This window comes from [Brevibacterium] flavum (assembly GCF_019317305.1).
Classification (GTDB): Bacteria; Actinomycetota; Actinomycetes; order Mycobacteriales; family Mycobacteriaceae; genus Corynebacterium; species Corynebacterium glutamicum.
In genome coordinates, this window is record NZ_CP079240.1 from 1,130,006 (window position 1) to 1,148,913 (window position 18,908).

The window sequence follows — 18,908 nt, forward strand, 5'->3', positions numbered from 1 at the left end:
GAGCTATAGTATTAGGCGTCATGCGCGTCGTAGTTGTTGATCCTAAACACCCCGTCCTTCCAGTCTCTTTCCTCGAGGCTGTTCTTGGGCGGGGTGAACCTGTTTCTATCGATCCCGATTTTCCATTTGATATTGAAAAATGGGGGATCAAGACGTCGACAAGCGCCTCCTGGTTTATCACCGCAAAACCGCAAAGCACGCTGCTTATCGACGCGCCCCTCAACCCTTTGCATGAGGCCGTCGGCGTCATGCGGGCGGCCGTGGGCCGCGGCGAGTGGGAACGCACGCAAACCCATGAGAGTTTGATTCCGTATCTGGAAGAAGAATCGCAGGAGTTTATTGAAGCGATTCATGGTGGCGATGATGAACACATGAGAAGCGAACTGGGGGATGTTTTGCTGCAGGTGCTTTTTCATGCAGAAATCGCCGCCCGTCAGGGTCGATTCGACATTTTTGACGTGGCGGCGAGTTTCGTAGCCAAGATGCAATCTCGTTCGCCGTACCTGTTCGACGGCTCCACCGGAATTGTGGACACCGACGAGCAGCAGCGGCTGTGGGCTCAAGGGAAAGCCCAAGAGAAACTAAGCAGTGAAGAAGGAAGAAGATAGGTTAGAGGACAGAAGCTGCAGCTGGGAGAGGAAGTCCTGTGGATCTTCCTTCACGATTCCGCAGGTCAGTGCGCGGTTAGCGATGCGCTCGGAGTACGCGACTCCAACAATGTTCATTGGTGTTGGAAGCTGGCTGACCGCTGCGGAGTCACGCAGGGTTGCGGCGAGCTCTGAGCGAGTGGAGTTCTCATGAGCCAGACCGGTGGTGTAGATAGTGGTTTGGAGCAGGCCGCAATCAAAGTTATCGATCATTTCGTTGACGCCCTGTGCGGAAGCTGAGGGGGTAAGGCTCGCAGTCAGGGCAACGGTAGCGGCAGCGATGGTGGCGAAACGTAGTTTCTTCATGGGTTTCCTTAAGAGATCACTGAGATGAAAATGAAGTAGATATGGCAAAAGCCACAACAGTCCAAAATCATACGTTACTGAAGTGATTTATGTGACTGTTGTGACTTAAGTGATTTTTGGGGTTACCCCCGAACCTTTTAGGAAGAGAAGTTGGAGGACAGCTCGGAAAGGTAAGTATCAGCCTTAACTAAGCCACAGGTCTGTGCGCGGTCGGCAAGTGCTGCTGCCTGATCTTCGTTCCAATCACCGATTTGTGGGAACTGAGTGGTCCAGAAACCTTCACCCTTTGCAGTGATTGCCTCTGCAAGCTCACGGTTGTACTGGCCTTCTTCAAGGACGCCAGCTGCTTTGAGGCCACCCTCAAGGATGCCGCAAGCAACCCAGTCGTACTGAGTGGACAGATCCTTGTTGGTGGAGGATAGGTTTGCGAAGTCGGATGCGGAAGCAGGTGCTGCGAATGCTGCCACTGCGATGCCTGCGGTTGCTGCTATTGCTGCGATGCGGTGTGAAAGCTTCATGATTTTTAGGGCTCCTTTTAAGGTTTAAGTCCTTGGGTAATATGAATAACTCACCACACATTGTAAATTTGTGATGTAGATCATCAAAGCTTCTACCAGTGGATTTAATGAAGTTTCAATCGGGGAAATGGGTTAGGGCATGGTCTATGTGAATCCTCTACTAATTGCATAGGAGGCTGATTTAGCGTGTCTTTTTGGGTCTTTTGGTTAGAAAGACACAGGATTTTTTACTTAAAGAGGCGTGAAGTAATCAGGTTTTTCTAGCCAATGCGAGAGTTCTAAAACGAGCCGGTAACATCGACCCTCATGAGTTCAGGGGTTAGAAAAGCAATGGGATTTGGATGCGGTTCGGTTTTGGCCGTCATCATGGTTATCTCATTTGTTGGATGGGCGCTTAGCTTCATGGATGGAACGGCACCTATTCGCCAACTCCAGCAAATCCCTGAAGATGTTCCGCCGGCGCGTGGTGTAGAAGTTCCGCAAATTGATACAGGGGCAGATGGACGCACGTCAGATCATTTGCGTTTTTGGGCGGAACCAATTGCTCAAGATACTGGTGTGTCCGCTCAAGCGATTGCGGCTTATGGAAACGCAGAGCTCATTGCGAGTACTGCGTGGCCTGGCTGCAATCTGGGGTGGAATACCTTGGCAGGTATCGGCCAGGTGGAAACCCGTCACGGTACCTACAACGGCAAAATGTTCGGGGGCAGTTCCCTGGATGAAAATGGAGTTGCAACCCCTCCAATCATCGGCGTTCCACTTGATGGTTCACCGGGGTTTGCGGAAATTCCCGACACTGATGGTGGGGAATTAGATGGCGATACTGAATATGATCGCGCGGTAGGTCCCATGCAATTCATTCCGGAAACGTGGCGACTTATGGGATTGGATGCAAACGGTGATGGGGTAGCGGACCCCAACCAAATTGATGACGCAGCATTGAGTGCCGCAAACCTGTTGTGTTCCAACGATCGTGACTTGTCCACTCCTGAAGGATGGACCGCAGCTGTTCATTCTTACAACATGTCTAATCAGTATTTGATGGACGTTCGAGATGCTGCCGCGTCCTACGCTTTACGACAGCCGGCGATCTAAAACTTAACAAGCGCAACCCCCGAAAATGTGAGATTATGTCCGGTCGGACACGTGCGGGCTGGGGATATGGGTAGTTTTCGCCACTAATTTCAACTGATTGCCTCATCGAAACAAGATTCGTGCAACAATTGGGTGTAGACGTGATTGAAGACATTTGATCACGTGAATAATTCTAGTTAGCTCCCAAGTTGGCATAGGAGGCCACAGTGGCTGAAATCATGCACGTATTCGCTCGCGAAATTCTCGACTCCCGCGGTAACCCAACCGTCGAGGCAGAGGTTTTCCTGGATGACGGTTCCCACGGTGTCGCAGGTGTTCCATCCGGCGCATCCACCGGCGTCCACGAGGCTCATGAGCTGCGTGACGGTGGCGATCGCTACCTGGGCAAGGGCGTTTTGAAGGCAGTTGAAAACGTCAACGAAGAAATCGGCGACGAGCTCGCTGGCCTAGAGGCTGACGATCAGCGCCTCATCGACGAAGCAATGATCAAGCTTGATGGCACCGCCAACAAGTCCCGCCTGGGTGCAAACGCAATCCTTGGTGTTTCCATGGCTGTTGCAAAGGCTGCTGCTGATTCCGCAGGCCTCCCACTGTTCCGCTACATCGGTGGACCAAACGCACACGTTCTTCCAGTTCCAATGATGAACATCATCAACGGTGGCGCTCACGCTGACTCCGGTGTTGACGTTCAGGAATTCATGATCGCTCCAATCGGTGCAGAGACCTTCTCTGAGGCTCTCCGCAACGGCGCAGAGGTCTACCACGCACTGAAGTCCGTCATCAAGGAAAAGGGCCTGTCCACCGGACTTGGCGATGAGGGCGGCTTCGCTCCTTCCGTCGGCTCCACCCGTGAGGCTCTTGACCTTATCGTTGAGGCAATCGAGAAGGCTGGCTTCACCCCAGGCAAGGACATCGCTCTTGCTCTGGACGTTGCTTCCTCTGAGTTCTTCAAGGACGGCACCTACCACTTCGAAGGTGGCCAGCACTCCGCAGCTGAGATGGCAAACGTTTACGCTGAGCTCGTTGACGCGTACCCAATCGTCTCCATCGAGGACCCACTGCAAGAAGATGACTGGGAGGGTTACACCAACCTCACCGCAACCATCGGTGACAAGGTTCAGATCGTTGGCGACGACTTCTTCGTCACCAACCCTGAGCGCCTGAAGGAGGGCATCGCTAAGAAGGCTGCCAACTCCATCCTGGTTAAGGTGAACCAGATCGGTACCCTCACCGAGACCTTCGACGCTGTCGACATGGCTCACCGCGCAGGCTACACCTCCATGATGTCCCACCGTTCCGGTGAGACCGAGGACACCACCATTGCTGACCTCGCAGTTGCACTCAACTGTGGCCAGATCAAGACTGGTGCTCCAGCACGTTCCGACCGTGTCGCAAAGTACAACCAGCTTCTCCGCATCGAGCAGCTGCTTGGCGACGCCGGCGTCTACGCAGGTCGCAGCGCATTCCCACGCTTTCAGGGCTAAATAAAAGCGCTTTTCGACGCCCGGTAACCTCAAGGTTGCCGGGCGTCGTTGCCTTACTACTGTTACTGGTGTGACTATGATCGAGGATTATGGCAAAGCAGAAGAAAACTCATAAAGGCCTTGTTCCTGTCTCAAGCAGGGAACGTGCTTCAGAGTCAGTTTCTGCTACCCGCGCCCCATTTAGATTGGGTGCCGTCGGCATCGGTGCAATCGCACTCGTAGTTCTTCTCATCCTGTTTGTCATCGCGATTCCTGTGCGTAACTATTTTCAGCTGCGCTCCGACATCGCCCAAACAGAGGCCTCCATTGAAGCCAAAGAACAACAGATCAAACAACTGGAATCTGACCTCAACAGGTACCAATCAGAGGCGTACATCCGCGAACAAGCACGCCTGCGCCTAGGCGTCATTGAACCTGGAGAAACCGCGTTCAGAATCGTGGACCCAGCACTAGATACCGACACCTCAGTCACCTCTGACGGCAACGAAGAGGAACCACTGGGAGCTTGGTATGAAAACCTCTGGGACTCAGTCACCAAGCCAGAAGCACTCGGCGAAGTGGAAATTGCGCCACCAGCAGTTGAGGGAGAAGTTCCAACACTTGCACCAACTGAGGAAGCACCTGTGCAATAGCGCTTTAGACACAGACTCATGACAGAATAGAAGACATGAGTGTGAATGAAGCAGATCTGAAAGCTGTCGAAGAGCAATTGGGAAGGGCCCCACGAGGTGTCCTCGATATTTCTTACCGCAGCCCTGATGGAGTACCCGGTGTGGTGATGACCGCACCAAAACTGGATGACGGAACCCCATTCCCAACCCTGTACTACTTGACAGATCCACGCCTGACCACCGAGGCATCCCGCCTCGAGGTCGCATTGGTAATGAAGTGGATGACTGATCGCCTTTCCACCGACGAAGAGCTTCGTGCCGACTACCAGCGCGCCCACGAGCACTTCCTGGCAAAGCGCAACGCAATTGAAGATCTCGGCACGGATTTTTCCGGCGGTGGCATGCCTGACCGCGTGAAGTGCCTCCACGTCCTCATCGCCTATGCACTGGCAGAAGGCCCAGACCATTTCCGTCTCGGCACCGAAGCAGTAGCAATGGCTGCCGAACACGGCGACCTCCGCGGTACCGCCATCCCAGAGGACTGGCCAACAGTACAAGACCTGGGCATCAACATGGAGGACTTTGATTTCTCCCGAGCAGGTGGGGCTTAATGACCCGTTACGCGGCCATCGATTGCGGAACAAACTCCATCCGCCTCCTGATCACTGAAGTCACTCCTGAGGGATTCAAAGAGATCACCCGTGAAAACACCATCGTTCGCCTGGGCAAAGGCGTCGACGCCACCGGTCAACTAGACCCCGAGGCAATCGAGCGCACTCGTGTCGCTTTGGAAAACTACGTTGAACTCATGGAAACCCATGGGGTAGAGGCCGTACGAATGGTGGCCACCTCCGCAACCCGCGATGCGTCCAACCGCGATGAATTCTTTTCGATGACCCGCCAGCTTCTGTCCAAGATCCGTCCTGGATACCAAGCTGAAGTAATTTCCGGCGAAGAGGAAGCTCTGCTGTCCTTCCGAGGCGCAATCGTTGACCTGCCTGAAGACCAAGGTCCTTTCTGTGTTATCGACCTTGGCGGTGGATCTACTGAATTCATCGTCGGCACCTACGACGGTGAAATCCTAGGCTCCCACTCAACCCAAATGGGATGCGTGCGCCTGACCGAACGAATCATGCGCAGCGACCCACCGACTGAAACCGAAGTGGAAATCGCCCGCGACTACGTTGCAGAACGCATCCAGGAAGTAAAAGCCATCGTCCCAATTTCAAAGGCAAAAACCTTTGTGGGATGCGCAGGCACCTTCACCACAATCTCCGCCTGGGTGCAAGGCCTAGAAAGCTACGACCGCGACGCGATCCACCTCTCTGCACTCAACTTCGATGCACTGCGAGTTGTCACCGATGAGATCATTTCAGAATCATCATCACAGCGCGCCAGCAACCCAGTTGTTGATCCAGGTCGCGCCGACGTCATCGGTGGCGGATCCGTTGTTGTCCAAGCAGCGATCGACTTAGCCTCCAAAGAAGCCGGCGTAGACTACATCATTATTTCCGAAAAAGACATCCTCGACGGCCTCATCCTTGGCCTGGTAGAAGCCGACTCTTTGAAGAAATAGGACCCTAGTTTTAAACCACTGGGGCATCATGTTCTATGATGTGTAAGCACCAAGTAAATGGCATTGGAAGCATACATATGTATCCTGACAATGCTGCTTGCCCCCATAGCCCAATCGGCAGAGGCGGTTGACTTAAAATCAATACAGTGTGGGTTCGAGTCCCACTGGGGGCACAAATGTTCCAATCATTCTGATCGTTCCAGGTCAGAGTGGTTGGAACTTTTTTCGTTAAGTTCTAGTTTTCCTGGTTTTGAATATTACCTGGACACTTTTAGGACACTTTTAGGACGTCATCGACCACCTCACCGATAGGCACACTAACCCGGTTACGCTCGTAATACACGTCTCGGTAAGACGTGAATCAGCGTGACCTAAAGCATCAGTCGCCTTCGATGGTCCGAGCTCATCGGCAATGAGAGAACCAAGTGTTTTTCTCAAGGTGTGGATGGTCACTCAATCGAAGTTTTTACCGGGCCATTTCCTTAGCCAACGATTGAAGTTGTTTTCCCATAAGTAGGTGCAGGCACCGGAAGGGAAAAGCATTTCAAGTTCGCCAAATTCGAGCTGTCGCCGCTGATCGGTGAGAGTGTCCTACATTATTTCCGGAGAAGAACAGCTGGATATCGCTGAAGCGGTGTGCAAAATTGACGAAATCTTTCACACTAAGGAAATTATCTTCCGTGGTGGAGGAACCCTGAACTGGTCCATGCTCCACGATGATCAATGTGATGAAGTTAACATTATAATGATGCCAGTCGCCGATCGTGAAAAGTACACGCACTCGCTGTTTGAAGCTGATGAGAACTACTCGACACCGTTGTCGATTGGTTTTCCACTAACAAGCGTGGAACCACTTCAAGATGGAAGCGTCTGGATGTGTTACGGGGTCAATGGTCCTGTGGATGCAGCGACCCCGTAATGGAAGGTGAAGGTCGCGTCGAAAAGCAAAATGCTTTCAAAAGGCCTATAGCTGAATTAGTCTCTTGCAATACTTCGCATCTGGAATGTAACATCATTTCGAAGATGTGAGGTTAGCGTAACCTACATTGTGAAATTTGCTTGTAGTGAGGATGAGATATGAGTTCTGCCAGCTTGTTGTGGTGCCATTCCGGTGTGTCAACAGTTCGTTTTGGCGAGAGAATTTTCACTCTCGTCGCAGGTGACCTGCTGTTCGCGCCTGAGGAAGTCCAGGTTGCCGATGATTCTCAAGGACTTGTTCTCAACATCTGCTTTGAGACCCTCAACATCATGGGACCTGCGCGCCGCATCCACTTGGGTCACGTGTGGAATGATCGTCTGACCTTTGAATACAGTCGCTCGCTGTTCGGTAAAGAGACCCTGTCGCCAGACATCGCGCGCCTGTTCACCGACCGCGTGCCCACCCCTCCGCTGCCAGCTTCGCGTAAAGCGCGCGCAGTGGCGCAGGTGCTGGTGTCCAACCCTGCGGATCAGACCAGTTTGGAAGAATTCGCGGAGATCCAAGGCGTTTCGGCGCGTACTTTGCAGCGCCAGTTCCTCAAATCCACGGGCTATTCATTCAGCGAATGGCGTGCTGCGCAGCGCGTCTGCGTCGCCGCGAGCCTGCTGGCCCACGACTTCAGCATTTCAGTGGTTGCGAACCTCGTCGGGTTCGCCGCGACCAGCAGCTTGACCAGAGCTTTTCGACGCCACACCGGTGCAACTCCGTCCACCTTTACTACTGGACAGATCGGCATGGGCTCCGCAGGTCACCCACCACGCATCCCAGCAACCACCACGTTTGCCGAAGCGCATCAGGACCAGCAGCTGTGGATTTACAGCGGAACCGCAACCGTCACCACCCCCGGCTACTGCCGATTCATGGGCCAAGGCGACATGGTGACCATCCCAGCTGGAACCCAGACACGTATTGATGTTGCCTCTGGTTCCATTGCGTTCCCAGTACCCGTTGGTCTTGATGAGTGGGGAATGGACCTTGCTCTCGTTGTAGCTGTTAATAACCAGCAGCAAAAAGCTCTTACCGCGTTGGAACAGTCTGAATGGTCGCAGCTTAGTGAGGAACTACTAAACACCCCGATCCCAGTGAAAATGTAAGGGTAGTAAAGGTTAGAAAAATAGTTTCTCACGTGGGGAACTTTCCTGATCCTTGATGCGTTGACTTCATTGAACGATGAAAATCAACTGAAAGGATCGGGGACTCCGTGCGAAGCAGCAATCCCGTTTTTAGTTCCCTTAAGGAAACCCAGCGTCCACAAGGCCAGAACCCATACGGTGGTTACGACAACTTCGGTGGTGTCTACCAGCAAAACGCAGCTCCGCAAAAAGCTGAACGCCCAATGACCGTTGATGACGTGATCACCAAAACTGGTATCACTCTCGCGGTTATTGTCGTTTTTGCACTCATTAACGTTGGCGTGTGGCTGGCTAGTTCAGGCCTGGGCATGATCTTGACTCTTGTGGGTGCCATTGGTGGTTTCATCACCGTGCTGATCAGTACCTTTGGTAAGAAGTATGGTTCTGCCGCTGTCACCTTGATCTACGCAGCATTCGAAGGCCTCTTCGTCGGTGGAATCTCCCTTCTGCTGTCTGGCTTTACCGTGGGTAATTCCGATGCAGGTGCGCTCATTGGTCAGGCAGTCCTAGGCACCGTCGGTGTATTCATCGGCATGCTGTTTGTGTACAAGACTGGGGCTATCAAGGTCACCCCTAAGTTCAACCGCATCCTCACCGGAATGATGGTCGGCGTCTTGGTGCTTGTTCTGGGCAACGTCGTCTGGGCGTTGTTCACCGGCAGCGCAAGCCCACTGCGTGATGGCGGAATCATTGCGATTATCTTCTCCCTTGTCTGCATCGGCCTGGCAGCGTTTAGCTTCCTCTCTGATTTTGATGCAGCTGACCGCCTCGTCCGCGAAGGCGCACCTTCCAAGATGGCATGGGGCGTTGCTCTTGGTCTTGCAGTGACCTTGGTCTGGCTCTACACCGAAATCCTGCGTCTGCTCAGCTACTTCCAAAACCGCTAGTTTACGCAGCACAAGACCCCTTCTACCTGTTCTTCTTGGGCAGAGAAGGGGTCTTTTGGCTTCTGATGGGGGCTCCGTGAGCATGGGGCGGGGCGAGTTCTTGGATACCTGTCATATCCAAACCAAAGACGTGCGTTGTGGAGGGCTCTTTGGTCTCAAACGCACACTTCAACGCGCGATAAATGTGCGTTTGAGACCAAAGCGAGCTCGATTTTTGACGCTCCTTGGTTCGAATATGCAGTTCGGCGGTGGGACCCAATAAAAACTGCCACGGCGCCCAAAGAAAATGGCCTCTCAGAATCGCCTGTGGCCGTCTCAAACTGTCATTGCCATACGCGAACTCATGGACACAATTTAAACCTCTTAAATAGCCTCCAGGAGAAGACAACAAAAGGCCCCTATTTCCTAAAACAGGAAGTAGGGGCCTTACGCTCTCTAATTATGGAGGATTAGAGGAAGAGGACCTGTCCATCGACGGTGACCTGAGTGAACACTAGGCCTTGGGAAGACTCGGTGGGGAAGGAAAGCTCCACCTCAATATCTTCGGTTTCGGTCTCTTGACCATTTGCAGCGGTTACGATGCGGGTACCGGTTCCAGTTGCGGAATCAGCATCCCATTCGCTCCAAGAAATATCCGTGAGCCGATCAATATCCATTGCACAGTTTAGTGAGATTTCAGCAGGTTGCTGAGTTGGTGCGGCTACGCAATCAATGTAGCCAGGCGCATCCTCATCTGCAGTAACAGTTGAGGTCGCGGAAACGTTCTTCGAAGGTAGAGAAACGCCAGTTGCCGTTGGCACCTTCAGTTCAGAATCAATCTCATTAGGGGAACACGCAACCAGTGCGCCTGCCGCCAGGGCTGTGGTAGCAGAAACGAAGAACTTACGTGAAAGAGTGGTCATTTTGAAGACTTTTAAATCCTTGGTTAGTTTTTGTCGCGGAGTGTCGCGGCTTTTGCTGAGTTGTATGGTTCTGCAGAAACAACAGTTACGGAGATAACGGAACCATTTGGAGCGGTGTACTGACGGGTGTCGCCTTCCTGAGCTCCGAGAATTGCAGCGCCGAGTGGGGACTGCTCAGAGTAGGTCTCAAGATCTGGGTTCTCGGAAGCGCCAGCACGGGTACCGATGAGGAAGGTTTCCTTGTCGTTCTCGTCGCCGTCGTAGTAGACGTGAACAACGGAGCCAACGTTTGCGACACCTTCGATGATGCCTTCGCGCTCAGTGGTGGAGTTGGCCAGCAGCTCAGAGATCTGCTTGATGCGGGCCTCTTCCTGGTCCTGCATTTCACGAGCGGCGTCATAGCCAGCGTTTTCCTTGAGGTCGCCTTCTTCACGGCGCTCATTGATTTCCGCAGCAACTGCAGGGCGGTGTGCGATGAGGGCGTTGAGCTCTTCCTCCAGCTTGGCCTTGGTTTCTGGGGTGATGTATTGCTTATCTACACTTGCCATAATTACTTACCCTCCTGGGGAACAGTAGAGGTGGATCATCGGCTAACTAGCGACTTGAGCCATAAGATTGGCCCCGGTTTTCCGGGGCCAAGATGTATGAGCTTTTGCGTTAACTATTAACCGACAATGTCAACGTACGTTTCTGCTGCAGATTTTAGCACAGCAAAAATTTCTAGTTTTACAGGTTCATATGTGATGGGATCACGGTTGAACAACCGTAAACACCACCGGAAACTGCTGGTTCGCGGGTGGGGATCAGCGTGGAGATACGCACCGTTGAGTGGTCGCTGGGCTCCACAAGCACTTCTCGACGCCCGACTTCTGCGTGCGAGTAGTCCTTTGCGGTCACGATGCAGTAGGCGACTTGGCTTGGGTCATCGCGGGTGACGTCAACTTCAAAGCGGAAGGTGTCGTCGTCGATGCGTTCAAATGAACCCATTTGGCCGGACACTGTTTGTGCATCGCGGTTTTTGAGGAAGTTTGCGCCAACAATCACAATGGCGATCACCAGCAGCACGCCAATGACTGCGATGATTTTTCCGCTGATGTTCCTGCCCGCAGCAGCTTCCGGGCGAGGCGAATTGTATCGGCTAGCCGGACGTTGGGTGTTTGGAATGTTCGAAGCGCCTGATGCGTTGGATGGAGAGTTGGAATTTGTACTCATGATGGAAGTCTGTCTGCATCCTCTTCAAAGCCGAATCGAGTTGGTCACCTATACATCTTAGTCACCTCAGGAAAAACTGTTAACCCAGGTCGTCCAAGGGGTAAATAGGTATGACGGCGGAAACGACTATCATGAATGCAATACACATCAACTAAACCCTGCGGAAGCATATAAAGCTTCAAGGAAAGGATGAAACACGTGAGTGGTCTACGCCTAATGGCGATCCACGCCCACCCTGACGACGAGTCAAGCAAGGGCGCAGCAACCATGGCGCGCTATGCAGCTGAAGGCAATCGAGTAATGGTTGTCACCTGCACCGGTGGTGAGCGTGGAGACATTCTCAACCCTGCTATGGATAAGCCAGGGATCCTGGACAATATTTCCGCAGTTCGCCAGGAAGAAATGGCGAAGGCCATGGACATTCTTGGCACTGAGCATAAATGGCTGGGTTACGAGGACTCTGGGCTGCCCCAAGGTGATCCTTTGCCTCCTCTGCCTGAGGGCTGTTTTGCTTTAGAAGACTCGGATAAAGTCACCCGAGATTTAGTGAAGATTCTGCGCGAGTTCCGCCCACACGCCATCATTACTTATGACGAGAACGGCGGTTATCCACACCCGGATCACCTCAAGGTTCATGAGGTGTCCATGCTGGCATGGGAAAAGTCTGGCGATGCAGCGTATGCACCTGAGTTGGGCGCGCCGTGGGAGCCACTGAAGCTTTATTACACCCACGGCTTTATCCGTCAGCGCATGGAAATGTTCCATGATCTGCTCATTGAACAGGGCAAGCCCAGCCCATACACCCCGATGCTTGAGCGTTGGAAGGCAAATGAGGCTGATGTGATGGCTCGAGTTACCACTCAGGTTCCTTGTGAGCGCTTCTTTGATCAGCGTGATGACGCCCTGCGTGCGCACGCAACTCAGATTGATCCTGCGGGTGCTTTCTTTGGAACTCCCGTTGAGGTGCAGCGTCGCCTGTGGCCGACTGAAGAGTTCGAATTAGCTAAAACTCGTGTGAAGACGTCGATCCCAGAAGATGACCTGTTTGCCGGAATCACACCCGATGCAGAATAATGCAGTTAGACCACATCCTTTAGGAAGGACCTTTTCGGCGTGATTGACCTCAGCCCTGTATTCAATACAGCTGCCGGCGTATACAACGACACCAACGCAATCATCTTGGCTCAGCAGCAGCAAGGTGGACCACTTGGACCTGAGTTTGGAAAGGCCTCGCCGGTTGGTTTGCTACTGATCGTCGCGATGCTCGTTGCCATTCTTGTTCTCGGCTGGGCGTTCCACCGACGCTGGTCACGGATGAATCGTCGTCGTATTTTCGCAGAGCGCAACGGCCTTGATCCCTTCGATATTGAGGGTGTTCGCAAGGCAATGGCTGAGGCCGGCTTGAATGAAAAGTCCAAAAAGAGCTTCCTTTAAAAAGAAAGTGTGTTAAGGTTCCAAACTATGTTCGCAGCACGATTTTATTTTATGTCCGGCTCCGGGGCCTCCCCGCGTCAGCTGGCCATTAGTTGTGCCACCTAAAACGCGAACAGAACCGGAGTCGAGCAGCACCTCCCCGCAAGGGTAGAGGGGCTGCTTTTTTGTTTCCTAAATTCACCCCACCCCATGCACAGCCCTGAAAGGCAAGAAAAAATGAGTTCTCCAGTCTCACTCGAAAACGCGGCGTCAACCAGCAACAAGCGCGTCGTGGCTTTCCACGAGCTGCCTAGCCCTACAGATCTCATCGCCGCAAACCCACTGACACCAAAGCAGGCTTCCAAGGTGGAGCAGGATCGCCAGGACATCGCTGATATCTTCGCTGGCGACGATGACCGCCTCGTTGTCGTTGTGGGACCTTGCTCAGTTCACGATCCTGAAGCAGCCATCGATTACGCAAACCGCCTGGCTCCGCTGGCAAAGCGCCTTGACCAGGACCTCAAGATTGTCATGCGCGTGTACTTCGAGAAGCCTCGCACCACCGTCGGTTGGAAGGGATTGATCAACGATCCTCACCTTAACGAAACCTACGACATCCCAGAGGGCTTGCGCATTGCGCGTAAAGTGCTTATCGACGTTGTGAACCTTGATCTCCCAGTCGGCTGCGAATTCCTCGAACCAAACAGCCCTCAGTACTACGCCGACACTGTCGCATGGGGAGCAATCGGCGCTCGTACCACCGAATCTCAGGTGCACCGCCAGCTGGCTTCTGGGATGTCTATGCCAATTGGTTTCAAGAACGGAACTGACGGAAACATCCAGGTTGCAGTCGACGCGGTACAGGCTGCCCAGAACCCACACTTCTTCTTCGGAACCTCCGACGACGGCGCGCTGAGCGTCGTGGAGACCGCAGGCAACAGCAACTCCCACATCATTTTGCGCGGCGGTACCTCCGGCCCGAATCATGATGCAGCTTCGGTGGAGGCCGTCGTCGAGAAGCTTGGTGAAAATGCTCGTCTCATGATCGATGCGTCCCACGCCAACTCCGGCAAGGATCACATCCGACAGGTTGAGGTTGTTCGTGAAATCGCAGAGCAGATTTCTGGCGGTTCTGAGGCTGTGGCAGGAATCATGATCGAATCCTTCCTCGTTGGTGGCGCACAGAACCTTGATCCTGCGAAATTGCGCATCAACGGCGGTGAAGGCCTGGTGTACGGACAGTCTGTGACCGATAAGTGCATCGATATTGACACCACCATCGATTTGCTCGCTGAGCTGGCCACAGCAGTAAGGGAACGCCGAGCAGCAGCCAAGTAATTAAGGGCGCTAGACTATTAAATGTGTTAAACCTGCCCAGACTGCTGTACCCGGTGTATGAGCGCCGTCTTTTAAGAGAACTAGACGGCGCCAAACAGCCCGGTCACGTTGCCATCATGTGTGATGGCAATCGACGCTGGGCCCGGGAAGCTGGCTTCACTGATGTCAGCCATGGGCACCGAGTGGGTGCCAAAAAGATCGGCGAGATGGTCCGCTGGTGTGATGATGTAGACGTCAATCTCGTGACCGTTTATTTGCTGTCTATGGAAAACCTTGGGCGATCCTCCGAAGAGCTGCAATTGCTGTTCGATATCATCGCCGATGTCGCTGATGAACTCGCGCGTCCTGAAACCAACTGTCGAGTCCGCCTCGTTGGTCATTTAGATCTGCTCCCAGACCCAGTTGCTTGTCGTTTACGCAAAGCTGAAGAAGCTACCGTTAACAACACAGGCATCGCAGTCAACATGGCTGTCGGTTATGGCGGACGCCAGGAAATTGTTGATGCAGTGCAAAAGCTATTGACCATCGGCAAGGACGAGGGCCTAAGCGTTGATGAACTGATCGAATCAGTCAAGGTAGATGCGATCTCCACTCACCTGTACACCTCTGGCCAACCAGACCCAGACCTGGTGATCCGCACCTCTGGTGAGCAGCGACTTTCCGGATTCATGCTGTGGCAATCTGCCTACTCCGAAATCTGGTTCACAGACACCTACTGGCCAGCCTTCCGACGCATCGACTTCCTCCGCGCCATTCGCGACTACTCGCAGCGCAGCAGAAGATTCGGTAAATAACTTATTCTCCAAGGAGAGACATGTCTGACTACATCGTCGCATTTGAATCCGCATACGGCTCCACCAAGCAGTACGCAGAAGCTCTGGCGCAACGCCTCGGCGTAGATGCCTTAAATTTTGAACAAGCGCGTGCGGAACTCGCGGCGAACCCGACCACAGCAATCGTGGTTTTGAGCTTTGTTCACGGCCCATCCCATCCAGGTGCGAAATTCATTACCGATACCGATCTCTCCGGCCACCGCGTCGCACTGTGCACCGTCGGCATGACGCTTGATGATGTCGTGCAAAAGAAGGACGGCGCAGCTCGATCACTGGGAAACAAGGCAGATGATGTCACCCGTTTCTACCTTCCGGGACGCCTTAATTACTCAGAGCTCTCGACCGCGCACCGCACCACCATGTGGACGATCGTCAACATGCTGAAAGCGAAGCCGTTGAAGAATGACAACGACAAAATGATGATCAACACTTTTGATACCGATGTTGACCGCGTCGATGAGTCCCGCCTGGACGCAGTGGAGGAGTGGGCGAGGGGCTAATCACCAGCTTTAGAGTTGGCGTTGTAAAAACTCACTGTGAGGCGTTTTGAGCAGTCGGAATTTTCGAAGGTGTGTGCGTCTGGATATGCTGACGCCAAGCCTTTAGAAGCGAATTTAGGCCTATGTATTTTTGAGCGCATCTGCGCTGGATACAGTGGGTTTTGAGCTCGACTGCATTTTGAGGCCAAAAGCCACAGTGCGGCTCAACCCCTTGGTTTAATATGACACTTAATCTCTCAGTGTCAGGTCAGTGGTGAACCACCATCCTTAGCAAGGAGTTCATCATGTCCATCCCCTTCTCAGTCCTTCAGGACTACCTGGATCTGATCAGTCCCGAAGCCTTACCCCAGATCCCACAGCCCCCGGCCCCTGCCCCCACAGCACCCCAGCTACCACCGGCGCCGGACCCACACAGCATCGAGTGGCCGATCTTCCCACCAGATCGAATCTCCGCCAACGGGCGACGCTACTACGAGCCACAAACACGACTCGAGTTCATGCGGATCTACACCACCCTGCCGCACGGCTACCGCCAGCCCTTCCTCACAGCCAACAACATCGGCCACTGCACCGTTCGAACCTGGCTAGCAGCAATAAGCACCTTCAGCCGGCTTCCCCATGCTTTTGATGATGCCCACCGCTTCGGGATCGAACGCACCACCCCAGTCGACGATGTCACCACACTAACGGCTGATGACAAACGTGACCTGGTCATAGGATACTTAGCTCAACCACACGGTCAGGGCCAGCAATTCCTCACGTTTTACCAACTCCGTAAGCACACCATCATGGCCTGGTGCGCCGCTATGACCGACGGGGACTTAGACGCTGATATCTCACCCCGCAAGATCGGGTTGATGACCACCCGAACCGTGGTCGAAATCGTTCGACTACGCCACATGATTGCCCAACAACTAGAAAGAGCCACGATCATGGAAAACGAGTACCTCAAAGAAATCGCAGCGCTGAAGAAAGAACTCGCGCACTACAAGCAAAAAGACCATCAGAATCAAATGGTGATCGATATCTTGGGAAAAGCTATTGGGACCAGGCCCAATCCTGGCGAGGGCTTAGACGAGGAGGACGCCACCTAAACGTGGATGAGCAACGCGCCTTTGATCAAGGACTCAAGGAAGAAAACACCTTGATCACAGATCTCACCACCTGTGCCAGGCTGAGCCATAACAAGGCATTACGGCTGATCAAGCTGTCGAAATCAACGGCGTATTACCGCAACAAGCGCGTCCCTGTCCTGCACCGAAACCTGTCCTGCAGGCCGTGCCAGCACCAACAGCACCTGGTGTGGAACTAGCAGCACCTGGTGTGGAACCCACACCAGAGCCTTGGCAGGGGAAGGAGCCAGCAGTGTCGTCGGTGCGTCAAGCGTTGGCAGAACACGAACGCCAGTTCATTGTTGATGCGATCACCGCGTACCCACAACTGAGCGTTAGTGGGGTGTTTAACATGTTGTTTAACAAAGGCATCTACCGCGCATCACTACGTACATGGTGGCGTGTTGCCAAGCAGCACAAGTTGTTACACAAAGACCGAGTCAGTGCCCTGTCCCCGGTGAAACGATCACCAACGCCACGGGTTAAGCCGAGGTTGGAAGCAACACAGCCTGGTCAGGTGGTGTGTTGGGATGTGACGTTCTTGCCGTCGCTGGTACGTGGTAAGACCTATGCGTTGCATCTGGCGATTGATTTGTTTTCCCGCAAGATTGTTGGGGCGAAGGTCGCGCCGACGGAAAATACCTCCACCGCGGTGGAGTTGTTAACGCAGGTGTTAGCGGATAATCCGGGTGTGGTGACGGTGCATTCGGATAATGGGTCGGCGATGACATCGACGAGGGTGCATGGTTGTTAGCGGATCATGGTGTGGCGTTGTCGTTGATTCGGCCGCGGGTGAGTGATGATAATGCGTTTGTGGAGTCGGTGTTTCATACGTTGAAGTATCGGCCGTTTTATCCGAAGGTGTTTGCATCGATGGATCAGGCCCGGGTGTGGGTGGAGGAGTTTGTGGTGTATTACAACACGGTTCATCCGCATTCTGGTGTGGCTGGGCATACTCCACAGTCGGTGTTTGATGGTAGTTGGAGGGCGGTGCATCGGTTGCGTGTGCAGGCGTTGGATGCCCATTACCGGCAGTTCCCGCAGCGGTATGTGGGACAGCCGGTGGTTCAGGAAGTTGCTGGTGTGGTGCGTCTTAATGGTGCGCGTGATGATGGGTCTGTACAGGAGAGGGTTGGTGGTGTAGCGTCGCTGTTAAGTGCTTGAGTTAGCACGTGTTCTTATCGCCCCCCTGGTTCACAAACCCCTGGCAGCGAGCGTAATCGTCGGGATAAGTGCAGATTTAGGCCAAAGGAGCCCTCAATCAGCGCGGCTTTGGTCTCAATTTCAACTTGGCGCGGACAAACAGGGCCAAACACGGCCGAACCGTAGAAATCTGCCACTTAGCAAGGGATTCCCTACTCAAAACCAGCAAGAACCCCTAGATCTTGCGCATCCTCACCCGTTCCACCAAGTGATCGCTACCTTTTTTCAGTACCAACGACGCGCGAACTCGGGTGGGAAGAATATTCTCCACCAAGTTGGGCAGGTTGATCGATTGCCACAGTTCTCGAGCGACGGCGATGGACTCTGGATCAGCCATGTCGGCGTAATGGGAGAAGTGGGCACCGGGGCGACGGAATGCAGTGTCGCGGAGTTTGAGGAAGCGGTCGATGTACCATTTTTCGATGTCTTCGGTGCGGGCATCTACGTAGACGCTGAAGTCGAAAAGGTCACTGACCATCAATGTTGGGCCAGTTTGAAGGACGTTTAGGCCTTCGACGATCAAAATGTCGGGTTGGCGGACTGTGGTGAATTCGCCTGGAACTCGGTCGTACGCGGTGTGGGAGTAGACAGGTGCGTTGACTTCGAGTTTTCCGGATTTTACGTCGGTGACAAAGCGGAGGAGTGCACGTTGGTCGTAGCTTTCGGGGAATCCTTTTCGGGACATTAATCCGCGGCGGGTTAGTTCCGCGCCGGGGTAGAGGAATCCGTCGGTGGTGACGAGGTCCACGCGGGGGTGGGAATTCCAGCGCTGAAGCAGAACTTGGAGGAGTCGGGCGGTGGTTGATTTACCGACGGCGACGGATCCCGCGACACCAATGACAAACGGCACAGAGGTGGAGGGGGAAGTTCCGAGGAAGGTTTCGGTGGCTGCGGTAAGTTGCTGTCGGGCCGCTACCTGGAGGTGAATCAGACGGGACAGCGGAAGGTAGACTTCTGCCACTTCAGCGAGGTCAATGTTTTCTCCGATGCCTCGAAGTTCAATGACTTCTTTTTGGGTCAGCACCTGAGGCATTGAGTTTCTCAGCTCGCGCCATTGTGCGCGGTCGAAATCAAGGTAGGGGCTGAAATCTGGTGTGCGTGGGGAAGGTTTCACACCAGTTGTGCTTGCAGCGTTTTGCTCTGCCATGAATCCATTGTG

At 53.5% G+C, this 18,908-nt stretch carries 24 protein-coding genes and 1 tRNA gene; 19 read left to right on the top strand and 6 right to left on the bottom strand.

The features are described from left to right. Positions 1–20 precede the first annotated feature (20 nt). Entirely contained in the window at positions 21–608 is a 588-nt protein-coding gene (locus KW808_RS05505) for a MazG nucleotide pyrophosphohydrolase domain-containing protein (protein WP_004568179.1), read from the top strand. Here KW808_RS05505 and KW808_RS05510 read toward each other — a convergent pair. Further along, positions 582–953 (bottom strand): hypothetical protein, encoded by a 372-nt coding sequence (locus tag KW808_RS05510; protein ID WP_004568177.1) that lies wholly within the window; start codon positions 951–953, stop codon positions 582–584. The two genes, KW808_RS05505 and KW808_RS05510, sit on opposite strands and share 27 nt — an antisense overlap. Positions 954–1,090: 137 nt before the next feature. After that, positions 1,091–1,471: a porin gene (locus tag KW808_RS05515; protein WP_004568176.1), complete on the bottom strand. Its 381-nt coding sequence runs from the start codon at positions 1,469–1,471 to the stop codon at positions 1,091–1,093. Between the two features lie 330 nt (positions 1,472–1,801). On the opposite strand from KW808_RS05515, the gene KW808_RS05520 reads away from it, so the two are divergent. The 9 genes from KW808_RS05520 (at position 1,802) to KW808_RS05560 (ending at position 9,236) form a co-directional block, all read left to right on the top strand. Further along, positions 1,802–2,566 (top strand): lytic transglycosylase domain-containing protein, encoded by a 765-nt coding sequence (locus tag KW808_RS05520; RefSeq protein ID WP_004568175.1) that lies wholly within the window; start codon positions 1,802–1,804, stop codon positions 2,564–2,566. 206 nt (positions 2,567–2,772) lie between these two features. Continuing rightward, the gene (gene eno, locus KW808_RS05525) at positions 2,773–4,050 is read left to right on the top strand and encodes a phosphopyruvate hydratase (protein ID WP_003856756.1); all 1,278 of its coding nucleotides are present in this window, start codon (positions 2,773–2,775) and stop codon (positions 4,048–4,050) included. 89 nt (positions 4,051–4,139) lie between these two features. Further along, the gene (locus tag KW808_RS05530; protein ID WP_004568171.1) at positions 4,140–4,682 is read left to right on the top strand and encodes an FtsB family cell division protein; all 543 of its coding nucleotides are present in this window, start codon (positions 4,140–4,142) and stop codon (positions 4,680–4,682) included. A 35-nt stretch (positions 4,683–4,717) separates the two neighbouring features. Continuing rightward, a complete protein-coding gene (locus KW808_RS05535) occupies positions 4,718–5,272 on the top strand; it encodes a DUF501 domain-containing protein (protein WP_034983655.1) in 555 nt (184 codons plus the stop codon). Further along, a complete protein-coding gene (ppx2, locus tag KW808_RS05540; RefSeq protein ID WP_004568167.1) occupies positions 5,272–6,237 on the top strand; it encodes an exopolyphosphatase Ppx2 in 966 nt (321 codons plus the stop codon). Before KW808_RS05535 ends, ppx2 begins: the two co-directional genes overlap by 1 nt. A 99-nt stretch (positions 6,238–6,336) precedes the next feature. Continuing rightward, positions 6,337–6,410: transfer RNA gene (locus tag KW808_RS05545), tRNA-Leu, on the top strand. Positions 6,411–6,823: 413 nt separating this feature from the next. Then, positions 6,824–7,156, top strand: a complete 333-nt coding sequence (locus KW808_RS05550; RefSeq protein ID WP_004568164.1) for a dihydrofolate reductase family protein — start codon at positions 6,824–6,826, stop codon at positions 7,154–7,156. Between the two features lie 158 nt (positions 7,157–7,314). Next, positions 7,315–8,310, top strand: coding sequence for an AraC family transcriptional regulator (locus KW808_RS05555; RefSeq protein ID WP_004568162.1), 996 nt, complete (start codon positions 7,315–7,317; stop codon positions 8,308–8,310). 107 nt (positions 8,311–8,417) lie between these two features. Beyond that, a complete protein-coding gene (locus tag KW808_RS05560; protein ID WP_004568157.1) occupies positions 8,418–9,236 on the top strand; it encodes a Bax inhibitor-1/YccA family protein in 819 nt (272 codons plus the stop codon). Between the two features lie 449 nt (positions 9,237–9,685). Here KW808_RS05560 and KW808_RS05565 read toward each other — a convergent pair whose 3' ends face one another. The 3 genes from KW808_RS05565 to KW808_RS05575 all read right to left on the bottom strand — a co-directional run bounded on the left by KW808_RS05565 (position 9,686) and on the right by KW808_RS05575 (position 11,350). Then, the gene (locus KW808_RS05565; RefSeq protein WP_004568155.1) at positions 9,686–10,138 is read right to left on the bottom strand and encodes a hypothetical protein; all 453 of its coding nucleotides are present in this window, start codon (positions 10,136–10,138) and stop codon (positions 9,686–9,688) included. 23 nt (positions 10,139–10,161) lie between these two features. Further along, complete coding sequence (gene greA, locus KW808_RS05570; protein ID WP_003856772.1) at positions 10,162–10,686, bottom strand: transcription elongation factor GreA; 525 nt, start codon at positions 10,684–10,686, stop codon at positions 10,162–10,164. 178 nt (positions 10,687–10,864) lie between these two features. Then, positions 10,865–11,350, bottom strand: a complete 486-nt coding sequence (locus tag KW808_RS05575; protein ID WP_003856773.1) for a DUF4307 domain-containing protein — start codon at positions 11,348–11,350, stop codon at positions 10,865–10,867. A 198-nt stretch (positions 11,351–11,548) separates the two neighbouring features. Between KW808_RS05575 and mca the strand changes: the two genes are divergently transcribed. From mca to KW808_RS05620, 9 genes are all read left to right on the top strand, one after another. Continuing rightward, on the top strand, positions 11,549–12,424 hold the full coding sequence (gene mca / locus KW808_RS05580) for a mycothiol conjugate amidase Mca (protein ID WP_034983949.1): 876 nt from the start codon (positions 11,549–11,551) through the stop codon (positions 12,422–12,424). A 39-nt stretch (positions 12,425–12,463) separates the two neighbouring features. Beyond that, positions 12,464–12,784 carry a hypothetical protein gene (locus KW808_RS05585; protein WP_004568151.1) on the top strand — a complete coding sequence of 107 codons (321 nt, stop codon included), beginning with the start codon at positions 12,464–12,466 and terminating at the stop codon, positions 12,782–12,784. A 216-nt stretch (positions 12,785–13,000) separates the two neighbouring features. Continuing rightward, positions 13,001–14,101, top strand: coding sequence for a 3-deoxy-7-phosphoheptulonate synthase (locus KW808_RS05590; protein ID WP_004568150.1), 1,101 nt, complete (start codon positions 13,001–13,003; stop codon positions 14,099–14,101). Between the two features lie 23 nt (positions 14,102–14,124). Further along, positions 14,125–14,895 (top strand): isoprenyl transferase, encoded by a 771-nt coding sequence (locus KW808_RS05595; protein WP_003856785.1) that lies wholly within the window; start codon positions 14,125–14,127, stop codon positions 14,893–14,895. 20 nt (positions 14,896–14,915) lie between these two features. Continuing rightward, positions 14,916–15,434 (top strand): flavodoxin domain-containing protein, encoded by a 519-nt coding sequence (locus KW808_RS05600; protein WP_004568149.1) that lies wholly within the window; start codon positions 14,916–14,918, stop codon positions 15,432–15,434. 284 nt (positions 15,435–15,718) lie between these two features. Further along, positions 15,719–16,528 (top strand): hypothetical protein, encoded by an 810-nt coding sequence (locus KW808_RS05605; protein ID WP_034983451.1) that lies wholly within the window; start codon positions 15,719–15,721, stop codon positions 16,526–16,528. Positions 16,529–16,530: 2 nt separating this feature from the next. After that, positions 16,531–16,746 carry a hypothetical protein gene (locus KW808_RS05610; RefSeq protein ID WP_499651905.1) on the top strand — a complete coding sequence of 72 codons (216 nt, stop codon included), beginning with the start codon at positions 16,531–16,533 and terminating at the stop codon, positions 16,744–16,746. Further along, positions 16,713–17,300, top strand: a complete 588-nt coding sequence (locus tag KW808_RS05615) for a DDE-type integrase/transposase/recombinase (protein WP_499651892.1) — start codon at positions 16,713–16,715, stop codon at positions 17,298–17,300. Before KW808_RS05610 ends, KW808_RS05615 begins: the two co-directional genes overlap by 34 nt. Continuing rightward, the gene (locus tag KW808_RS05620) at positions 17,294–17,710 is read left to right on the top strand and encodes an integrase core domain-containing protein (protein ID WP_499651894.1); all 417 of its coding nucleotides are present in this window, start codon (positions 17,294–17,296) and stop codon (positions 17,708–17,710) included. Before KW808_RS05615 ends, KW808_RS05620 begins: the two co-directional genes overlap by 7 nt. Before the next feature lie 214 nt (positions 17,711–17,924). On the opposite strand, the gene coaA is transcribed toward KW808_RS05620, so the two are convergent. Next, positions 17,925–18,896 (bottom strand): type I pantothenate kinase, encoded by a 972-nt coding sequence (coaA, locus tag KW808_RS05625; RefSeq protein ID WP_003856789.1) that lies wholly within the window; start codon positions 18,894–18,896, stop codon positions 17,925–17,927. Between the last annotated feature and the right edge of the window lie 12 nt (positions 18,897–18,908).

What these genes read in the sequence shown, in the direction of transcription:
- KW808_RS05530 (WP_004568171.1), top strand. Translation starts at nt 4,140, where the DNA reads ATGGCAAAGCAGAAGAAAACTCATAAAGGCCTTGTTCCTGTCTCAAGC.
- KW808_RS05600 (WP_004568149.1), top strand. Translation starts at nt 14,916, where the DNA reads ATGTCTGACTACATCGTCGCATTTGAATCCGCATACGGCTCCACCAAG.
- KW808_RS05505 (WP_004568179.1), top strand. Translation starts at nt 21, where the DNA reads ATGCGCGTCGTAGTTGTTGATCCTAAACACCCCGTCCTTCCAGTCTCT.
- KW808_RS05535 (WP_034983655.1), top strand. Translation starts at nt 4,718, where the DNA reads ATGAGTGTGAATGAAGCAGATCTGAAAGCTGTCGAAGAGCAATTGGGA.
- ppx2 (WP_004568167.1), top strand. Translation starts at nt 5,272, where the DNA reads ATGACCCGTTACGCGGCCATCGATTGCGGAACAAACTCCATCCGCCTC.
- coaA (WP_003856789.1), bottom strand. Translation starts at nt 18,896, where the DNA reads ATGGCAGAGCAAAACGCTGCAAGCACAACTGGTGTGAAACCTTCCCCA.
- KW808_RS05555 (WP_004568162.1), top strand. Translation starts at nt 7,315, where the DNA reads ATGAGTTCTGCCAGCTTGTTGTGGTGCCATTCCGGTGTGTCAACAGTT.
- KW808_RS05590 (WP_004568150.1), top strand. Translation starts at nt 13,001, where the DNA reads ATGAGTTCTCCAGTCTCACTCGAAAACGCGGCGTCAACCAGCAACAAG.
- KW808_RS05510 (WP_004568177.1), bottom strand. Translation starts at nt 953, where the DNA reads ATGAAGAAACTACGTTTCGCCACCATCGCTGCCGCTACCGTTGCCCTG.
- KW808_RS05520 (WP_004568175.1), top strand. Translation starts at nt 1,802, where the DNA reads ATGGGATTTGGATGCGGTTCGGTTTTGGCCGTCATCATGGTTATCTCA.
- KW808_RS05515 (WP_004568176.1), bottom strand. Translation starts at nt 1,471, where the DNA reads ATGAAGCTTTCACACCGCATCGCAGCAATAGCAGCAACCGCAGGCATC.
- KW808_RS05575 (WP_003856773.1), bottom strand. Translation starts at nt 11,350, where the DNA reads ATGAGTACAAATTCCAACTCTCCATCCAACGCATCAGGCGCTTCGAAC.
- greA (WP_003856772.1), bottom strand. Translation starts at nt 10,686, where the DNA reads ATGGCAAGTGTAGATAAGCAATACATCACCCCAGAAACCAAGGCCAAG.
- KW808_RS05565 (WP_004568155.1), bottom strand. Translation starts at nt 10,138, where the DNA reads ATGACCACTCTTTCACGTAAGTTCTTCGTTTCTGCTACCACAGCCCTG.
- KW808_RS05605 (WP_034983451.1), top strand. Translation starts at nt 15,719, where the DNA reads ATGTCCATCCCCTTCTCAGTCCTTCAGGACTACCTGGATCTGATCAGT.